Annotated in this window: 24 protein-coding genes; 2 read left to right on the top strand and 22 right to left on the bottom strand. The window is 43.0% G+C overall.

Going from position 1 to position 16,813, the window contains the following annotated elements; all coding sequences use genetic code 11:
• Window positions 1-34: 34 nt before the first annotated feature.
• From ICN47_RS03200 to ICN47_RS03160, 9 genes are all read right to left on the bottom strand, one after another.
• The gene (locus ICN47_RS03200) at window positions 35-775 is read right to left on the bottom strand and encodes a hypothetical protein (protein ID WP_216218425.1); all 741 of its coding nucleotides are present in this window, start codon (window positions 773-775) and stop codon (window positions 35-37) included.
• A 36-nt stretch (window positions 776-811) separates the two neighbouring features.
• Window positions 812-1,648 (bottom strand): DUF5522 domain-containing protein, encoded by an 837-nt coding sequence (locus ICN47_RS03195; protein WP_216218424.1) that lies wholly within the window; start codon window positions 1,646-1,648, stop codon window positions 812-814.
• A gap of 21 nt (window positions 1,649-1,669) precedes the next feature.
• Window positions 1,670-2,509 carry a hypothetical protein gene (locus ICN47_RS03190; protein ID WP_216218423.1) on the bottom strand — a complete coding sequence of 280 codons (840 nt, stop codon included), beginning with the start codon at window positions 2,507-2,509 and terminating at the stop codon, window positions 1,670-1,672.
• A 38-nt stretch (window positions 2,510-2,547) separates the two neighbouring features.
• Window positions 2,548-2,940: a nuclear transport factor 2 family protein gene (locus tag ICN47_RS03185; protein ID WP_216218422.1), complete on the bottom strand. Its 393-nt coding sequence runs from the start codon at window positions 2,938-2,940 to the stop codon at window positions 2,548-2,550.
• A gap of 120 nt (window positions 2,941-3,060) precedes the next feature.
• Window positions 3,061-3,318 carry an EF-hand domain-containing protein gene (locus ICN47_RS03180; RefSeq protein WP_216218421.1) on the bottom strand — a complete coding sequence of 86 codons (258 nt, stop codon included), beginning with the start codon at window positions 3,316-3,318 and terminating at the stop codon, window positions 3,061-3,063.
• A gap of 28 nt (window positions 3,319-3,346) precedes the next feature.
• Window positions 3,347-3,913: a hypothetical protein gene (locus ICN47_RS03175; protein ID WP_216218420.1), complete on the bottom strand. Its 567-nt coding sequence runs from the start codon at window positions 3,911-3,913 to the stop codon at window positions 3,347-3,349.
• A gap of 43 nt (window positions 3,914-3,956) precedes the next feature.
• On the bottom strand, window positions 3,957-4,355 hold the full coding sequence (locus ICN47_RS03170; RefSeq protein WP_216218419.1) for an MAPEG family protein: 399 nt from the start codon (window positions 4,353-4,355) through the stop codon (window positions 3,957-3,959).
• Window positions 4,356-4,365: 10 nt separating this feature from the next.
• On the bottom strand, window positions 4,366-5,049 hold the full coding sequence (locus ICN47_RS03165; protein WP_216218418.1) for a haloacid dehalogenase type II: 684 nt from the start codon (window positions 5,047-5,049) through the stop codon (window positions 4,366-4,368).
• A 215-nt stretch (window positions 5,050-5,264) separates the two neighbouring features.
• On the bottom strand, window positions 5,265-6,026 hold the full coding sequence (locus tag ICN47_RS03160) for a YoaK family protein (protein ID WP_216218417.1): 762 nt from the start codon (window positions 6,024-6,026) through the stop codon (window positions 5,265-5,267).
• Between the two features lie 150 nt (window positions 6,027-6,176).
• Here ICN47_RS03160 and ICN47_RS03155 point away from each other — a divergent pair, with 150 nt between their 5' ends.
• Window positions 6,177-6,497 carry a cupin domain-containing protein gene (locus ICN47_RS03155; protein ID WP_216218416.1) on the top strand — a complete coding sequence of 107 codons (321 nt, stop codon included), beginning with the start codon at window positions 6,177-6,179 and terminating at the stop codon, window positions 6,495-6,497.
• Between the two features lie 23 nt (window positions 6,498-6,520).
• Here the strand turns inward: ICN47_RS03155 and ICN47_RS03150 are convergent, their stop codons facing one another.
• From ICN47_RS03150 to ICN47_RS03105, 10 genes are all read right to left on the bottom strand, one after another.
• Window positions 6,521-7,336, bottom strand: a complete 816-nt coding sequence (locus ICN47_RS03150; RefSeq protein ID WP_216218415.1) for a carotenoid biosynthesis protein — start codon at window positions 7,334-7,336, stop codon at window positions 6,521-6,523.
• 38 nt (window positions 7,337-7,374) lie between these two features.
• Window positions 7,375-8,283, bottom strand: coding sequence for a DMT family transporter (locus ICN47_RS03145; protein ID WP_216218414.1), 909 nt, complete (start codon window positions 8,281-8,283; stop codon window positions 7,375-7,377).
• A gap of 102 nt (window positions 8,284-8,385) precedes the next feature.
• Window positions 8,386-9,069 (bottom strand): DUF2461 domain-containing protein, encoded by a 684-nt coding sequence (locus tag ICN47_RS03140; protein WP_216218413.1) that lies wholly within the window; start codon window positions 9,067-9,069, stop codon window positions 8,386-8,388.
• A gap of 149 nt (window positions 9,070-9,218) precedes the next feature.
• Window positions 9,219-10,175 carry a sodium-dependent bicarbonate transport family permease gene (locus ICN47_RS03135; RefSeq protein WP_216218412.1) on the bottom strand — a complete coding sequence of 319 codons (957 nt, stop codon included), beginning with the start codon at window positions 10,173-10,175 and terminating at the stop codon, window positions 9,219-9,221.
• A gap of 172 nt (window positions 10,176-10,347) precedes the next feature.
• Window positions 10,348-10,914 carry an SRPBCC family protein gene (locus ICN47_RS03130; protein ID WP_216218411.1) on the bottom strand — a complete coding sequence of 189 codons (567 nt, stop codon included), beginning with the start codon at window positions 10,912-10,914 and terminating at the stop codon, window positions 10,348-10,350.
• Window positions 10,915-11,165: 251 nt separating this feature from the next.
• Window positions 11,166-11,555 carry a tautomerase family protein gene (locus ICN47_RS03125; RefSeq protein ID WP_216218410.1) on the bottom strand — a complete coding sequence of 130 codons (390 nt, stop codon included), beginning with the start codon at window positions 11,553-11,555 and terminating at the stop codon, window positions 11,166-11,168.
• 154 nt (window positions 11,556-11,709) lie between these two features.
• Entirely contained in the window at window positions 11,710-12,090 is a 381-nt protein-coding gene (locus tag ICN47_RS03120) for a VOC family protein (protein ID WP_216218409.1), read from the bottom strand.
• 105 nt (window positions 12,091-12,195) lie between these two features.
• Window positions 12,196-12,609 (bottom strand): DUF2306 domain-containing protein, encoded by a 414-nt coding sequence (locus ICN47_RS03115; protein ID WP_216218408.1) that lies wholly within the window; start codon window positions 12,607-12,609, stop codon window positions 12,196-12,198.
• 104 nt (window positions 12,610-12,713) lie between these two features.
• Window positions 12,714-13,298: a uracil-DNA glycosylase family protein gene (locus ICN47_RS03110; RefSeq protein WP_216218407.1), complete on the bottom strand. Its 585-nt coding sequence runs from the start codon at window positions 13,296-13,298 to the stop codon at window positions 12,714-12,716.
• A complete protein-coding gene (locus ICN47_RS03105) occupies window positions 13,298-13,990 on the bottom strand; it encodes an ion channel (protein WP_370626259.1) in 693 nt (230 codons plus the stop codon). Before ICN47_RS03105 ends, ICN47_RS03110 begins: the two co-directional genes overlap by 1 nt.
• 362 nt (window positions 13,991-14,352) lie before the next feature.
• Between ICN47_RS03105 and ICN47_RS03100 the strand changes: the two genes are divergently transcribed.
• Window positions 14,353-14,703 (top strand): DUF3147 family protein, encoded by a 351-nt coding sequence (locus ICN47_RS03100; protein ID WP_216218405.1) that lies wholly within the window; start codon window positions 14,353-14,355, stop codon window positions 14,701-14,703.
• A 79-nt stretch (window positions 14,704-14,782) separates the two neighbouring features.
• On the opposite strand, the gene ICN47_RS03095 is transcribed toward ICN47_RS03100, so the two are convergent.
• The 3 genes from ICN47_RS03095 to ICN47_RS03085 all read right to left on the bottom strand — a co-directional run bounded on the left by ICN47_RS03095 (window position 14,783) and on the right by ICN47_RS03085 (window position 16,812).
• On the bottom strand, window positions 14,783-15,214 hold the full coding sequence (locus ICN47_RS03095) for a DUF3106 domain-containing protein (RefSeq protein WP_216218404.1): 432 nt from the start codon (window positions 15,212-15,214) through the stop codon (window positions 14,783-14,785).
• 145 nt (window positions 15,215-15,359) lie between these two features.
• Window positions 15,360-16,466 carry a patatin-like phospholipase family protein gene (locus tag ICN47_RS03090; protein WP_216218403.1) on the bottom strand — a complete coding sequence of 369 codons (1,107 nt, stop codon included), beginning with the start codon at window positions 16,464-16,466 and terminating at the stop codon, window positions 15,360-15,362.
• 136 nt (window positions 16,467-16,602) lie between these two features.
• Window positions 16,603-16,812 (bottom strand): BrnA antitoxin family protein, encoded by a 210-nt coding sequence (locus ICN47_RS03085; RefSeq protein ID WP_068949841.1) that lies wholly within the window; start codon window positions 16,810-16,812, stop codon window positions 16,603-16,605.
• Window position 16,813 lies beyond the last annotated feature (1 nt).

Below are 16,813 nucleotides of genomic sequence, written 5' to 3'. Positions count from 1 at the left end.
ATAGACCTCGATCTGCACAACATTAGCATTGAGTTTATTTCTTTAAAAAATTCATCAAAAAGTCATTTACTGCATTCCTAGCTATAGGGCTTCCATAGGTAGGATGAACACTTCCCGGTAAATCTACCTGCACAAAATAGGATCTACCGCGTGCCTTATCTATACACCTTCCCATCACCGCTGGCTTATTATCGTGCCACTCGTCTTGGAGCGATGCCACTGCGAGGACAGGCATATTTAAGGGCGCATAAATAGCATCGTACAGAGGATTGTTTTTATTTGTACAAGTAGCGCCAGAAATAATTTCTCCCGCAAACTCTGAATGTGGAGACTGTGCAACAGCAATGCCGCCTTCGCTATGCCCCATCAGAAAAATATTGCTTATCTGGGCCCATGGACTAGCAAGGGTCTCCTGGAGTGCATAGGTAATTTCTTCTTGTCGATACTTTCTCGCTAAAGGAAATTTTCCATTGCCTTGTTTAAGCTTAGGATCACAATTAGATACTCGTCCAGTACGGGCCATGCTGTTGGGCAAAATAACAATAAATCCTAACGAGGAAATATAAGAGCCCCAACTTAAAGCATCTTTATTAATGCCAGCACACCCATGTAAATAAATTACTACGGGAAAGCGTGTCTTTAAGCTAGATAGCTGCAGTACTGTTTTAATTTCTGAATGATCTGCAGCAAATACAATCGCATTTTCCCAACTTAAATGAGCGTCTTCAATTCCTTGTGTACGACTAGAAATAGTCACCAGCAATAAAGCAGCCATTACAAGAAGTTTATGTATTTGTTTAGAACTCAACACTTACTCCGGTTGAAATATTTTCCAAGCTCTGGGAAAAACTAAAGTATGTGCTTCGCCGTTTTCAAGCATCGCATCTACATTGTTTTCCTTGAGCTGCTCCACCAGCAACTGGGTATAGGGCGTCCCTATTGCCAGCGTCTCTTTGGCCAAACTTAATTCTGTAGAAAGCGTAATCGATAAATCCATTTCTTTTTGTAATTGCCACAGCCTATTCAAGAGCCCCTCATAAGGAAGATCAAAAAGCGGTGTAGCAATTTCATATTCAGGCCATGTATCAACCCGCCACTGACGAATGCTCTGCAGATGCAGATCACCAAATACCAAGCGCTCTATCTTGGCTCCGGTCTGAGCAATGATCATTTGTAAAGCCTCTTGAATGCTGGCTTTGTAGTCAGTATTGGGAGCTAGCGGAACCAAGCAAAGGGGTAGCTTCAAAAACTCGGACTGTTTAGCAATATTTTTAATGTGGATATTTTGGATCGAAACCCGATTGGTTATAGACCCGAAGCTTGTGAGCAGCACAACAGTGCGTTTTTCTTGTAGTAGACCTGCGAGAGTCAAGAAGCTATCCTTGCCGCCAGACCAAAACAATACGTCTATCGATTTTGCTTTACTTGACCAATTCATCAGAACGGGTGAAGCCAATTGTTGCTTGATACGATTAGGATCGCTGACATTAATATGCCCGTAGGGACAGTGTCTGCAGGAGTTTCCACAACAAGCGCCTTGTCTGAGTAAAGCCTTACTAGTGAGCACCTGGTATCCCGTTGCAGGATCTAGATAGGTATCCCGACCTGCCTCACAGGCAGCAAGATGTAGCGCTTCAATATTAGACATAGGTACTTTACTTGCCGATCTTTACTCAAGTAGTGCTTGAGTAAACAATGCTTGCGGAAATCTTGCGATCGAATGAAAGGCCTGAAGCTGTAAGCCTTCTCTTAAGGCATCATTTTGAACTAACTCTACGCAGTGACTCACTAAGTCTTCAAATGTAGCGGGGCTAATACCTTCTTTGCACATCAAATCTATTGAGGTCGTTTCATTGACCTCCCCTACAACCGCCACCGAGTTCGTCAACAAATAAAACACCCGAATGATTTCAAAAATTTGAGCCTCATAGTAATGATGGTTCAACACAATTTTTGATCGCTCAATCCACTCATCACGATCTTTGCCATATACCCCAAATAAGACCTTTACCTTTAGGCCCTTGGCCTCTAACGCATCTAATATTACCTTGCGTCTTTCGTTTACAGAGCCATAAAACAGGACATCGATGTCTTTTGTCTTAGGGGAAGTGTTGAGTCTGGCGAGCTCCTTCTGATAGCCAATCTTCAAAAGCTTTACTCCATCGATACCAAGCTCTTTGAATTTTTCAATGTTTCTGGGGCTGTAATCCCATACCTGAAACTGCTTGGCCCAGGGAAAGACAGCCTCATTCCATGCGCCCGTATCGCTATAGATTTGTTCGGTATTCAGAATAATGGTGGAACTGGGGATTTGCGGAATGAAGCTAGGGTCCAGCAAATGACAACCAATCAATATATTGCTGGCATCAGGATCAACATGATTAAAGCCAAAGTTTGCCTCATAGCCCAACTCCTTTAAAGAGAAAAAGAGTAACTCACCCAACTCCAAAAAAGCATAGGAGTGAATATAGTTATCGGGCCTCACAAGGCAAATATTCAATTTCTTCATCAAATGATTCTTGGCAACTAAAGAATGAAATCTTTATCTCAATTGCCGCTCTTAGCAATGAGATCAGCATAGGCAATACACAACCACTGATTGGTCACTTTTTTCCAAACACTTAAGCGCGGAGAATAATTTGGGGAGAGCTCTTTCCCATCACAGAACTCTAAGGCCGCAAGCCAAAAGCTCACAATAAGATTGTCGCCTGCCTGCGTAGCCTTGAAGTCTTTAAATTTAACTGGGCCAAGATTCATTTGTTTCATCAAAGACATCGTACTAGCGCGATCGCAGGCGCCATTCATGCTAACAAATTGCCATGCAGGATCAAGCATCTTTTCAAGGGCATCCCAATTTTTATCTTGAATAAGCTTGACTGAAAGACGCTCCAATGCTTCGGCCTCTAGCGCGATATTACCTTGATCAGTCTGCTTATCCATAATTTTCCCAAGTGATGAAACTCATCATACAAGAGTCTATTTGCAAGCATTGGAGCAAAGCAAGGCCAAGAACATTCCCATGGGAGATGCAGCTGCTTTAGGCCCAAAGCACCTGCGGCATTAAAACTTGATTAAAGTCCATTCGCTCAAATTTAATCTGCCATCCTTATCTTTATCGGCAGCATCAAAATTTACGGTAGAGATGCCCGCTTGCTGCGCTTCTTCTCTAGAAATGTGGCCATCCTTATTTTTATCGATCACCACGAATGAGCGTGGAGCTGGGCTAGCTTTTCCTGCATCAGCTGGGGCAGGAGATTGCGCCATAGCCATAAGAGGCGCTAGCAATAGGGCAGCGATTACTGCATTGATAGTTTTCATTTGAATCCTTTTTTGCTTTTTATAAACGCTAGCCTTGATCATGATCAAGTCTTGACGCGCGCGCTTTAATGCTAGGAGCTAATAGTCTAGCCAGCGAGACTATTAACAGGATACCCGTTAGGTCTCCCAATACCATTACTCCAATACCGCCCCATAAGTCTGGAGACTCGCCGCCTAAATACAAAATAGATTGGGTTACTAGGCTATTCAAAATGGCATAGCTTAATGAGATGCTGACTAGAGCGCGTATCGTCAGATTAGAGAGATCCCCATGAAGTCTGAACTTCTCAGCACAAATCTTACAAACAAGCCAGGGCACACCTGCGCTGCCAATAGATAGCAAAAATACTAGCCCAAACTGTCCAGGGAAGGGTATCAAGACACCCCAAACATTAGAAACAATAAAGATTGCAAGGGCGCCAATGGGGCCAGCAATCAAAGTCATCAATATTTTGATGCCACTTGGCAAATGAACTAAGTGCGCACCCGGGGTTAAATATAAAAATTCAGTCGAGAGATTATTTGCAAAATAGAAAAGGCCATACCCCAAAGTAAGCACTGCTAATAATTTGAAGCTTTGAAAATATTGGCCCATGCTTACTTTTTACCATTAATCAGCTGCCCCTACTAAATGGATGCTATCCAAGTAATGTATATAGGGTCCACATTACATTTAAAACGGCTAACGTGATAAGCGTCACAAAAGTCAATTTCATGCCCAATACGCGCTTACTAAAATCTGGTGGAGGCACCTGAATACCTTTGGCGTGAATGAGGCGTCCGGCGATTAAGGTAATCCCGGGAATAGCCACTAACCACCATGGCGCTCCATTAACTTCAAGGCAAGCAATCAAGATGATGCCGAATGGAACATATTCAGCAAAGTTACCCTGGGCACGAATGGCCCTTTCGAGATCTTCGTGGCCACCACTTCCTAAGCCAACCTTATTCTTTCTTCTCAGGCCAATGACGGCAAACGATAGTCTGACGAAGATGATGGTTAATACAGCGGCAATGATTGAGGTAACTATTAGCATTCATTTCTCCCTAAATAACTTCTAAAACTTTGCTTAGCGAATTGCCTTCATAGTTTGGCACTTCACCAATCTCTTCAAAAGGATGACCAAGACGATTGACCCAAAATACATCAAAACCAAACCACTTTGCCGCTAGCGCATCCCAGGCATTACTAGATACAAAGAGAATTTCTTCTTTCTTCACAGGAAACGCTTCTTGCAATAGCGCATAGGCTTGTGGAGCCGTTTTAAATAAACGCACCTCCTCGACAGTGACCACTTGATCTAAGTATGGCTTTAAGCCATTGCTTTCAACCACCGTTGCCAACATCTCTCTACTGCCGTTAGACAAAATAGCCGTAGAAATTCCCTTTTGCTTGATTGTCTTAAGAACACTTAGGCTATCTTCAAAACCCGTGAGCTTGGCATACTGATCCATCAGGCGCCGCTCTTTATCGGCACTAAGATTTAAGTCCATCCGCTTGCATACATATCGCAAGGAGCGAATCGTCAGCTCCCAAAATGGGAGGTAGTACTTGCTGCCATGAGGATTTGGATCACTCATGGTTACCAAGCGGGTGTATTCAATTTGACGATCGCGCCACATCAAAGCAAAAGCTTGTCCATGGCCCGGAAAAAATTCTTCTGCCAACTGCCCCATGGAATAGACATCAAATAATGTTCCATAAGCATCAAACGCTATTAATTTATACATTTTGTCTCCAGCATTTATTTTTTATATTGTCGTTTAAAAAACGTCTTCATGGTATGAATGCAAATACTCACCAGTCGCAGAATCGACTGAGGCTTAGGAAAGCTGCTTTGTTAACAACACTAACTTAAGTCCGCTAATCTTGGGGATACCGACACCGGCATTGACTGGATAGTCTTTCGAGGATAGTTTTAGTATTTCTTAGTAGGCCATGGGGTTCAGGACGATCGATCCCTCATCATTGCTCTTATATCTCGGTAAATCTGTAAGCCGGCAATAAAGACGAGAGATAGGGAAAGCGGCACCACCGAAATATAGCCAACCTTCTTAAAACTAACTGCCCCAATAATTCCACCAACTAAAAACATTCCAAAAATGAATAAGTGGGTTTTGAGCTTTTCTCTATTTGCTTTGACATAACTCAGCTGATTGGCCTCAATAGATTTATTCCAGTAGATTAATTTACCTAGCTCAATGCCGATATCGGTAATGACACCTGTCATATGCGTGGTTCTAATTTCAGCTCTAGAGGCCTTTGTAACGATAGCATTTTGTAAGCCCATCACAAAACACAAAAGCAGGGCAATCGCTGGGACCGTTAAAGGCAGATATACATTCAGATTGGCGCCAACCAAACCAAATACCAACAGTAAGACAGCCTCAACCAATAAGGGCAGAGCAAACTCACTGTGAATTTTCCTTCGATGGCCCCAATTAACAATAATGGCAGTGGTTGCGGCGCCTGATAGAAATGAGAATAAAAGTGAGATGCCGCCCAAAACAGAAATAAAGTCATTGAGAGCTAGGTCATCCCCAATTGCCGAAATGATGCCGCTCATATGAGAGGTGTAACGAGCAATCGCCAGAAATCCACCAGCATTTACTGCGCCAGCAACGAATGCCATATACGCCCCCAGCTGAATGTTAGTCTTATGAGACCTTTGTGCGCTGGTTAAAAGCTGAATGAACTGAATTGGCATTGAGTCTCTATTCTACGACCCACACTACATAAGCCCTATGTTGATCGCCATTGGCGGAATCTACCCGAACTAAGGATAAATAAACCAATCAATCGTGAATGCTGTTTAAATATTGGTATCGATAAGCCATATAGGAAATTAAAAATGAATATGCCCCAAAATTATAAAATTGTGTTCGATGGCATACCCTGGTTTGAGGCGGGAGATGGAATGCGCTACAAGCGCATTCAACAAGGCGAAACTCAGGTGAGGCTGGTTGAGTGGGACAAAGCAATGGTTCACGCCGATTGGTGCCTAAAGGGGCATATTGGCTACGTCATCGAAGGAGGGGTTGAGCTCGATATCGCTGGAAAAGTATTTAGCTATAAGGCTGGAGATGTGTTCATCGTGCCCGAAGGAGAAGCGCACAAACATCGACCCAAAGTTTTAAGCGAAAAGATGAGATTCTTTTCTGTTGAGAGGGCCAGTTAATTTCAGCTGTTGAATCGGGCGATCTATTGACGCCCTTCTTCTTGAGCATGTTGGCCATAAAGAGCAAGTAAAGCGGCCATCACTGGAATGGTTGTGGCAAACATGGCGATTCCAGATCCGGATAAATTGATTGGTGTTGCTTCCAGCAAAATGGGGCGCAACATCTGTGGCAGTTCAAATATTAAATACAGCAAGATTGCTGGCAAGAAGAAGGTGGGTGCTTTGGGAATAGATACATAGCTCATGGCCTTAGCGCCATTGGCTATCAATCCAACGATGATTGAAAAGAAGCTCGTCAACACGAACCACCCAATAAAATTCTGAAGAGGAACGCCAAAGTAAGCGCCGCCATTGGGCCACACCCATATTCCTTTAACGGTAGACATAAATGGGTCATTCGAAAAATCATGCGTTGTCATTGCCAGTCCAGCAAAAATAGCAACGCCCAGCAATCGCATCCCAGATACCTTGGTTGACAAACCCCCAACAATCGCCCTCCCCATAATGAAGCAGGCATAACCCAGCGGGAAATAAATCAACATTGCCATGGGTGGTACGCCAAGCACCAAGGGGCCGCTAAGTAAGTCAGCGTAGTGATAGGGTCCATACAGAAATGCAAAGTTAACGCCAAGCACCTCAGTAAACCAACCGGTCAGCCAGGTTACAAGGAATATCTTGATGGTTGTTGACCACCCAGCCCACATACTGCAGTGTAGTAAGCAAAATACAACGGCAATATTAGAAGCAGCAAAAGTTGTTAAAGGTGTAGGGCTGGGAAACGGATAAAGACTGGCAATTAAACAAAGCAAAAGCAAGATCCAACATGTGATTAGCTTCATTCAAGCCTCCTTTAGATATCTATGGTTTTAGCATAACGCTATTTCTTGTTCACCAGCGAAACCCCTAAGACTGCGATAAGGCCACCAACCACCATTGAAATTAATATGGGCTCACCAAGCAATGTTGCCGAAAATAGAACACCAAATGCCGGAACCAAGTTGGTAAAGATGGCTGTGCGCGAAGGTCCTACCGCTTGAATACCTTGGTAATACCAAACGAATGCGAGTACAGTACCAAACGCACCTAAGTAGAAAACTGAAGTCCATACACGCCAATCCAGAAGCATCCAATCTATATCTTTGAACTCTCTAATTGCGCCAATACTTAAAAACGCAAAGCCCCATAAGATGCCGTAAGTGCTAGCAATGATGGGAGAGAGCGTCTCTAAGACCTTACGTGAAATTAATGTGTAAGCAGCCCAACTAAAAACGGCTCCCAACATCATGAACTCACCCAGTCCAAGCGATTGACCGATGTCAGTAAAACTGCTGATCAAATCGCCGCGTGTAATCACAACCATTGCCCCAAATAGCGCCACCACTATGCCCATCCAGCGACGCAACCCAAGTCTCTCGCTAAAAATGAGGCCGGCCAAAACCGCCGTCACAATTGGAGTAAGGCTTACAAATAAAGAAGTGCGGCCCGCGGGTACTCTTGCTAATGCGCCAAAAAAACAAATGTTGTAAAGAAAAATCCCTGTAAAACCTAAAGCGGCAGTTAAAAACATTTGCTCACGGTTTAGGCGTGGTAATTTACCCTCCATCTTTACTGCAACAATGACCAGCAGTATTGAGGCCACAAAAAATCTGCCAAACGCCGCTATCGTTAAAGGCAATGACTGAGCCAAGACCCTTCCCGCGATAAAAGTACCGCCCCACAATGCGGCAACCATCACCAGCTTTAAAGCCAGTAAGGGCGTCATCTGTGAGAAATTGGCTGTTTTCATCTTCGAAGAATACTGTAGATGAGTTCATCTAACGCCAAAAGAAAAAACCACTCAAAAGTAGTTTGAGTGGTTCTTGGTGCGCTAGGGCGCGAGACTCTGACTCTAATCAGAAAACTTTTCTAAAGCATGCCAACCAAAACTTAATAATGGCAGCATATCTTTAGCAAAGCCGGTTACCTCTTTAATTAATTCTTTCGAACAAATCACCGACCGTGGCAACTGCTTTCTAATAATCCATCCCTTTAATTTGATAGCTCGCTCTAGATCTGCTGGCACATCGCTAAAACCTCTAGGAATGCGGGCCAAGGTATGCGAATAATCAAGCTCATAGCCTTTTCGCTTTAGTGCTTTTTCCAAAGCTATCCAAGATTTTGGATTATTTAGAATGCCCAGTCTAAGTTTTTTCAGAATATGGGCTTCAGGCTGAAGATATCCCGCAGCACATCTACTGCCGAGAGGATCTAAACGAAAATACAAAACGCCGGGGGAATGTTTGTCACCGGTTCTGGTAAATAAACCACTGGCATGCATGTTGTATGGGTGCTTGGCTTTTGAAAAGCGCGCGTCACGATTTATTCTAAAAAGAGACCTTTTGGGATCGCCCCATACAGGCACTTCTTTCTTGGCGAGGTTTTCAGACAAAACATCTGTAAAGCACTTCATTGGCTCGCGCACAAACTGTTCGTATTCAGAGCGATGTTCACCAAACCATACTCTATTTTGGTTGTGGGTTAACTCTTCGAGAAATTTAAATGCTTTTGGATCAAATCCAGAAAAACTTGTCATCGAATTATGATTTTTATCTTTTAATTTATAGGCAATAAAGAAGTACGATTAATCATACCCACAAATGAAAAAAGTACCCGAAGGTGGTTTTGGTGTTTCTTAGCGACCCGGAACAGAATCGCACCTGAGTCAAAAGGATGTGAATCCAATTAATAAGTAAGCCCAGCAACATAGGTATAAAGCGGAATTCCCAGGATGATATTGAAGGGAAAAGTAATTCCCAATGACATCCCCATATATAAAGCAGGATTTACCTCGGGAAGTGCATGTCTTAATACGGCCGGCACAGCAATATAAGAGGCGCTGGCAGCCAGGACCATTAACAAGACTGTGTCGCCGAGCGGTAAGCCTAGCAACTTACATAGCCCTAATGCAATAGACGCATGAACTAAAGGCGCTCCAATTGCATAAAACAAAGTAATTGGAGGCTTGCCTTTTAATCCCTCAAAGTTCTTGGCCGCCATCAAGCCCATATCAAGAAGAAAGAACGCGAGCATCCCCTTGAATAAGTCGATTGAAAATGGCGCCATTATTTTTTGGCCAGCGTCACCACTCACTAAACCAACCAACATTGATCCTAACAAAAGAAGTTGTGCGCCATCCGTAAATGATTCATGAAGAATCTTTGACATTCCTGTGGCCTGTTTTGAATTCGTAGCGGATGCTCTCGCTTTATTTGCCAATAAGATGGCGAGAATGATGGCGGGCGATTCCATCAAGGCCATTGCCGCCGCCATGTGTCCACCAAAGGCAATGCCATATTGATCAAGTGCTTGTGTGGCGGTGATGAAAGTAACAGCGCTAACAGAGCCATAAGTAGCGCTAATAGCGGCCGCATCATAGTCATTGAGCTTGGCTCTTAAAACTGTATAACCCATTAGAGGAATGATGATTGCTAGAAATACAGCCAATCCAAGCGCTAAACCAATCTCAAGAGTAAAACCCGATTTATGAAGCGCAAAGCCACCCTTTAAACCCAAAGCCATTAAGAGATATAAAGATAAAAATCTGGCGATGGGCTGAGGAATTTCTAAATTCGATTTCACAGCACCCGCAAAAGCACCAAAAACAAAAAAGAGGATTGCTGGATCTAAGAAATTATTCATATCGACATCTTAGGCAATTTTGGAGATTCTCGCATTAGCCCCATGCAATCTGGGGACTAAATAGAAACCACCAGAAGATGGTTTCTATTGCCTCTAGGTGGTCAGAGTCGTGCTCAATCAGATCCTCAAGTGGTGCTGCTAATTGAGTCAATGCGCGCAGAAAGAGCGACAGCTATTTACAGGCTATGGCTTCAATAGACTTAAATTGACTGGCTTTTTGTGCCATGACTTCAAATCGTCCCCGCATACTATTTTTTATAAAATACTCAATGATGGCTGAGGGAACGATTGAGTTAGGTTCAATTTGAGCGTCATACTTAAAGACTGTTTTATCTTTTTCCTCTAGTAATTTCCAAGTTCCTTTATAGGACCTATTGTCCCCACTGATCTGCTCAAAAGCGAGGGATTTATTCGCTAGCTCTATATATTCGACTGTTGATTTCATCTCTATAGGAAAAAATAGAATTTGCTCTTCAATCACCCTGTATACGCGAACCTTATTGCCAACTCTTGAAATAACCCTTGCTTCAATTATTCCTGGGATATTTTTTGAGCCCTCATAGTCCGTAATAAATGCATAGGCACTACAAATATTCATTGGCACGGAATAACTTGCCTGAGTATGAAAGCGACCATCAACTAGGGTCACATTCACCCGAACATCAAAGGGATTGAAATTCTCTTGAGCAACACTCTGAGAGATAAAGAAGGCTAAGGCAATTGTTAAAAACCATTTCATTAGCTGATTTTAGAATCTTATGGATTTTGCCGTTTTAAAAGACGCCTCGGATAGGCCAATGTGTGCTGCAGAACACGTCTTTCGAAGTAAATCTTATAAAGTAATCCAAGGGATGGTCAAGCAGACATCAGAGGATGCGATAAGTAAGAAGTTTTTCTGCTTTCCAACTTACAGCTAGCAATCGCCAAATCTCCATTTCCTATAGTTTTTTATTAGCTCTTACAGGATGGCGAAATCGAGTGTAAGGACATTTAATCCTTATCGGCATACTGCATTTCGCCATTCCCAAATGACCAATTTTCTTTATTTACTTCAAGCAGATTTATAAAGATATCCTGAGGTCTGACCTTCAGATTTTTTACTAAGGCCTCACAAATGGCTTTATACAGATTCTTCTTAAGATCCGTATATCTGCCGAAGCTGATGGTTGCCTGAATAAAAATGATGTCCTCTGAATATTCAATACCTAAATAGCTTTTTGGAATATTGAATTCCGATGCATCATGTCTAGTGATAATCTGAAATTTGTCATCTTCAGGAACATTGATTTGCTCTTGCATCACGTTATAGACAATATCTCCGACTTGCTGAGCAAAGCTCTCAGAGTGTTTTTTGCTTAAATCAATTCTGACTAATGGCATCACCATCCTCCCTAGATTCATCCATCTTAAACAGATTCATTTCATTGCGCCCAGCTTAAGCGAGCCCTAAATAAAAAACCACCCGAAGGTGGTTTTGGTGTTTCTTGGTGGCCCGGGGCGGAATCGACCAGGGCTGAGGATACTCAATCCTGATTTATTTAAATGAATGAAGTCCAATGGCGTTGCCTTCTGTGTCGCCAATAATGGCAATAAATCCTTCCTTACCAATGCTCCACTTTGGCCTAAAAACTTGACCGCCATTTTTCTTAGCAAGTTCAGACTGGATTTCACAATCATCGCAATGAAAATAAACCAGCGTTCCTTCATGCGATGGCTTGCGCATTGGATGCTTCATCAATGTACCCATTGCGCCGTTACCGGGCATGCCCCCAGGAAATCGATAAGCCTCAAAACTACCATTCGTTTTTTCCGATGCCAGAGAACAGCTAAAGACTGCTTCATAAAAGGCTTTGGCCCTAGCCAAGTCTTCAACGTAGATTTCGAACCAAGTGACGGGGTTTGTTTGGGGTGTCATAACTAAATTCTATCTAAATCCCCAAATGAAAAAACCACTCTCGGGTGGTTTTAGTGTTTCTTGGTGGCCCGGGGCAGAATTGACCAGGCCCGAGGATGTCTAACCCTAGATCCAGGGCGCTAGCAGCACTTTATATAAAAAACGACCTGGCATTAATGTAAATGCCCCGGCTATAAGAAGTCCTCCAACATAGGTATAGACCATACACTTTCGATGACGAGCAATCTCATGCTTGCGAGCAAAGTAGATGCCGCGTGCCAACTGAAATAAAACCCAAATACTTAATAAATGAATTGGGGAAAAGTCGCCAAAAATTCCACTGGGCATGATTGTCTTAATCCCAAAGGAAGAAAGGCAAATCACAAGCATTGCGATAATCCAAACGTAACCTAACCCCCTATGAAGGGTTGTGCCTTTGTTACAAATAAACTGTATTGCCCCAATGACTATTACCAACACGGCAAACATCAGATGGAGAAGAATTATTGGGCTAGCTTCGGAAAATAGGACTAAATTCATCAAAGAATTCTACTGCTGGAGAAATGAAAAAAACTACTCGAAGGTGGTTTTAATTTTTCTTGGTGGCCCGGGGCGGAATCGACCAGGGCTAAAGATGTCCAACCCTACTTCAATACCGCTTTCACTTTCCTTCTGAGCGAAGGTAAAACCTCTTCCTCAAACCAGGGATTCTTCTTTAGCCAAATATTGTTTCTGGGGCTTGGATGTGGCAAAGGAATCACTTTGGGCCAATAGCTCTTCCATGCCATAACTGTTTCAGTCAAATTCTCTTTACTGCTTTTGTCTAAATGCCATGCTTGAGCATATTGACCAACAATAATCGTTAGCTTGATATTGGGCAGTTGCTCTAATAGTTTTACTCGCCATGTTTCGGCACATTCCGGTCTTGGAGGTAGATCGCCTGACTTACCTGTTCCGGGAAAACAAAAGCCCATGGGAACAAGAGCAATCTTCTTATAGTCATAAAAGGCATTTTTATCAATGCCCATCCACTCTCTAAGACGATCGCCACTAGGATCGTTAAATGGAATTCCGGTTTCATGAACTCGGCTACCGGGGGCTTGGCCAACAACAAGAATCTTTGCTGAGCTACTCACCTGAATAATGGGTCTTGGGCCCAAAGGTAAATGCTCTGTACACAAGGTACAAGAACGGATTTCTTTAACCAGCTTGGTGAGGACTTGGGTCATCAGTTGAAATTAGGCTGTCTTGCTTCTTCTATCGTATCGTGAATCAAAGTCTGATCAATAAGAACTTTCATGCCTGACTCATTTTTATGATACAAATCTACAAAGCGATGATTCCACCGAATATCTTCAAATGTATAGGTGTGGTTGGAATGAATTGTTTGTGAAACAGTCTCATCCAAACCTTTAACGGTTGCGACTAAAGCAAAGTCTGCTTTTGATAAATCCTTTTGAGACATCTTTGATAAAGGACTCTTCTCATCAATCGGATGAATCACAAGCCATGTTAGAGCCAGCATAGGCGTATGGTTGCGGGCTAGACTTAAGTCATATATCCGCCTCATGCTTTGGCCTTCTTTAGTGGTCTCTTGTATGAACAGGCTCAACTCTACTTCAGCGCCAATGATGCGATTGTTTCTCTCATTGGCCGTCCTAAACATAAGGGCTGGTTGACCCTCAAAATTATTTATTACTGCTGTATTACTAAAAACCACACGCGACCTTGGTAATGAAATTCGGGCAAATGCGAGGGCCGCAAACATGCCGACACCCAACAACCCAATCATTGCCTCAAGAGTGACCAAAATATGTCCGTAGAGTGTTTGGGGATACATGCTTCCATAACCAATAGTGGCTAAGGTTTGAACGCTAAAGAAAAAATACTCTAGAAACCCAATACCTTTAAGCCCGCTAATGGAGTCGCTTTGAAGACAATATAAAAAACCAAAAATAAATTAATGGCTAAAAATACAATGGCGAAAGAAGCTAAAAAACGTGGCCATGTCATCTGCACCACTAAATGATAGAAATCTATAAACGCATTTGAAAACAGTGATGTTGAAGATCGCTTGACAGGGGTATTCATGAAATTATTTTTATCCATGGAAATAGCTTAACCCATAGAGCCTGCCAGCACACATAAAACTCTAAGGCACAAATTAAAAACTACCCAAAAATGGTTTTGGTGTTTCTTGATGGCCCGGGCGGAATCGACCAAGGTAAACGATGCTTAATCCTGCTTTAGACTATTGAATAACTATTTCCCCTAAAGGCCCAAATGACCTGGATCATTACAAAGTATCTATTAACAGCAGGAATGGTTGTATTCATTTCTGAGATTGCCAAACGAAGTGATAGGTTAGGTGGTTTTATTGCGGCATTGCCACTAATGACACTCTTAACTCTGGTATGGCTCTATGTAGAAAATCAACCTGATGAAAAAATTGCTAATCACGCCTATTACACATTTTGGTATGTGATTCCAACGCTACCAATGTTTCTATTGTTTCCTTACTTGCTACCAAGGCTAGGGTTCTGGGTGGCCATGGGTGCGTGTGTAGTGGCAACAGCCATCTGCTTTGGCTTATTTGCCCTGGTGATGAAAAGTTTTGGAATAAATCTGTTGTAAATAAAAAACCACCCGAAGGTGGTTTTGATATTTCTTGGCAGCCCGGAGCGGAATCGACCAGGACCTAAGATGCCCAATCCTAGCTAGACTGCTTATGCCACTTCTGTTTTTCTTCTGGACTCATATTTTCCCATTTGGCTTTACGGGCCTTCATCTCAGCCTGCTCTTCAGGCGTTAATCCATCAAAGAAAGCCTTTCTCTCGGCTTTCATTCTTTCTTTTTGCTCAGGAGTAATTGATTGCCATTGAGCCTTCATTTTCTCGTGAACCAACTTGCGATCTTCAGGGCTTAAAGCCTTCATTTGATCGCGCATCTTATGCCAGTATTCTTTACGCTCTTCTGGAGTTGCCTTAAGCAATGCGGCATCAGTTTGTTTCATTTGCTCAAGGCGTTGATCAAATGTCAGGTTGCTGTTTGCCAATGGATTTGGTGGTTCGGGCATTGCCGCACCGGCCAAGGAAAACACTGAAAGGCCAAATAGCAGTCCAACTACAAATTTCTTAGAACTCATAACACCCCCTCTTGTTGGTTATTCCTCATTCTAGTCCCGACCAATAGATCCTCATCCGTCGGCCCAAATAAAAAACCACCCGAAGGTGGTTTTGGTATTTCTTGGTGGCCCGGGGCGGAATCGACCAGGACCTGGGATGCCAATCCTACGCCCAAAACGCCTTAATACCTGGGGCCTCAATTTTTGAGCGCTCATACCCAGTTCGTAACGCACCCTCAATCTGTTTTGGATCAAGAAGATTGACGCCGGGAGGCGTGCCCGCAATAATCCACCTTACCTTTGTGCCTGTTATCTCAACGTCTTTAATATTTTGGGCAATTGGGTGTGGAATTGTTGTCAGAATTGCTCCTGTAGAGCCGTTAGTCAATGTAATTATCAATGCTCTCTTGGATCCAGCTACCAAATCTACATGGGCAGGATTAGAACAAATACCACCATCCATAGCATAGCGCTGACCCAATAATGTTGGTCCAGCAACCCCCGGCAATGAACTGCTTGCCGCCGCGCCATGTGCTAAAGCAATATTATTTTTTTGGGCAGTTTGCTGGCCTACAACCAAACGCTCGCCCGTATAGCAATCTATCCCCGTTGTAAACATCCTACTGACCGGCCAATTTGTTTTACTATCGCCTGTTAATAATGCCGCTAATTTTTCGATGCGATTACTATTTAATTTATTGTCAGCGGCTAAGGCAGCAGCACCAATTATTTTGCGTGTCTCAATACTGCCATCAGTAGCGCTCATATTAATTTGATCGGCTCTCATCTGGCTAATATTGGGAGTCGCTACTGGCGCCATTTTAGAAAATATTTCTGGGAACTTTCCAAAAAAATCAAACTCTTTGCGCAGGCGATAAAACTCGCCAGATAGCAGCGATGATCCTACGTAGGAGCCAGCAGAGGTACCGACAACCATTTCTGGTATTTGAGCCATATCCAATCCGGCCTCATACAGTCCATGAAAAAATCCACAATACCAAGCGATGTAATATTCTCCGCCACCACCAAGTACCATCGTGCGATCTAAGCCCGTTGCTAGCTTTGAAATAGTGGGCTTGGTAGCAATTGGTATTGCGAGGCCATCAGTAGAAAATAATTTTTTAGATATTTCTGCTGCTTTTTGATCAATGTTGAATTTTGAAGTTTTTGTCTGTGCTTGAGCATAATCAATTACGGCCCCAGAGCTCCCAGCAATAGCCACAGAACTAATGGCTGATGTTTTTAAGAAATTACGGCGCGAAGATTGGGTCATATCGGCTCCATTGATGATTAGTCAATTTATAGCAGACTCCACAAATAAAAAACCACCCGAAGGTGGTTTTGGTGTTTCTTGGTGGCCCGGGGCGGAATCGACCAAGACCTTAGGAGATTCTCATCCTACCCCTAGACTACTTCCAGCTAAGGTTTAATTTCTTATGCGAAGCGGCACAATCTCTCAAATAGAGATTAATGAGGCTTTGATAAGGAATTCCAACTTCTTCTGATACAGATTTGAAGTAACTCACTGAATCCTCATCCAATCTTATGGTTATGGGCTTCTTGAGCATAGAAGCATATGGATTTTTACGGGCTTTTGAGAAATCATATTCTTTACGCATC

This window comes from Polynucleobacter sp. AP-Latsch-80-C2, assembly GCF_018882185.1.
Lineage (GTDB): Bacteria > Pseudomonadota > Gammaproteobacteria > Burkholderiales > Burkholderiaceae > Polynucleobacter.
This window is presented reverse-complemented; position numbering and strand designations above follow the sequence as displayed.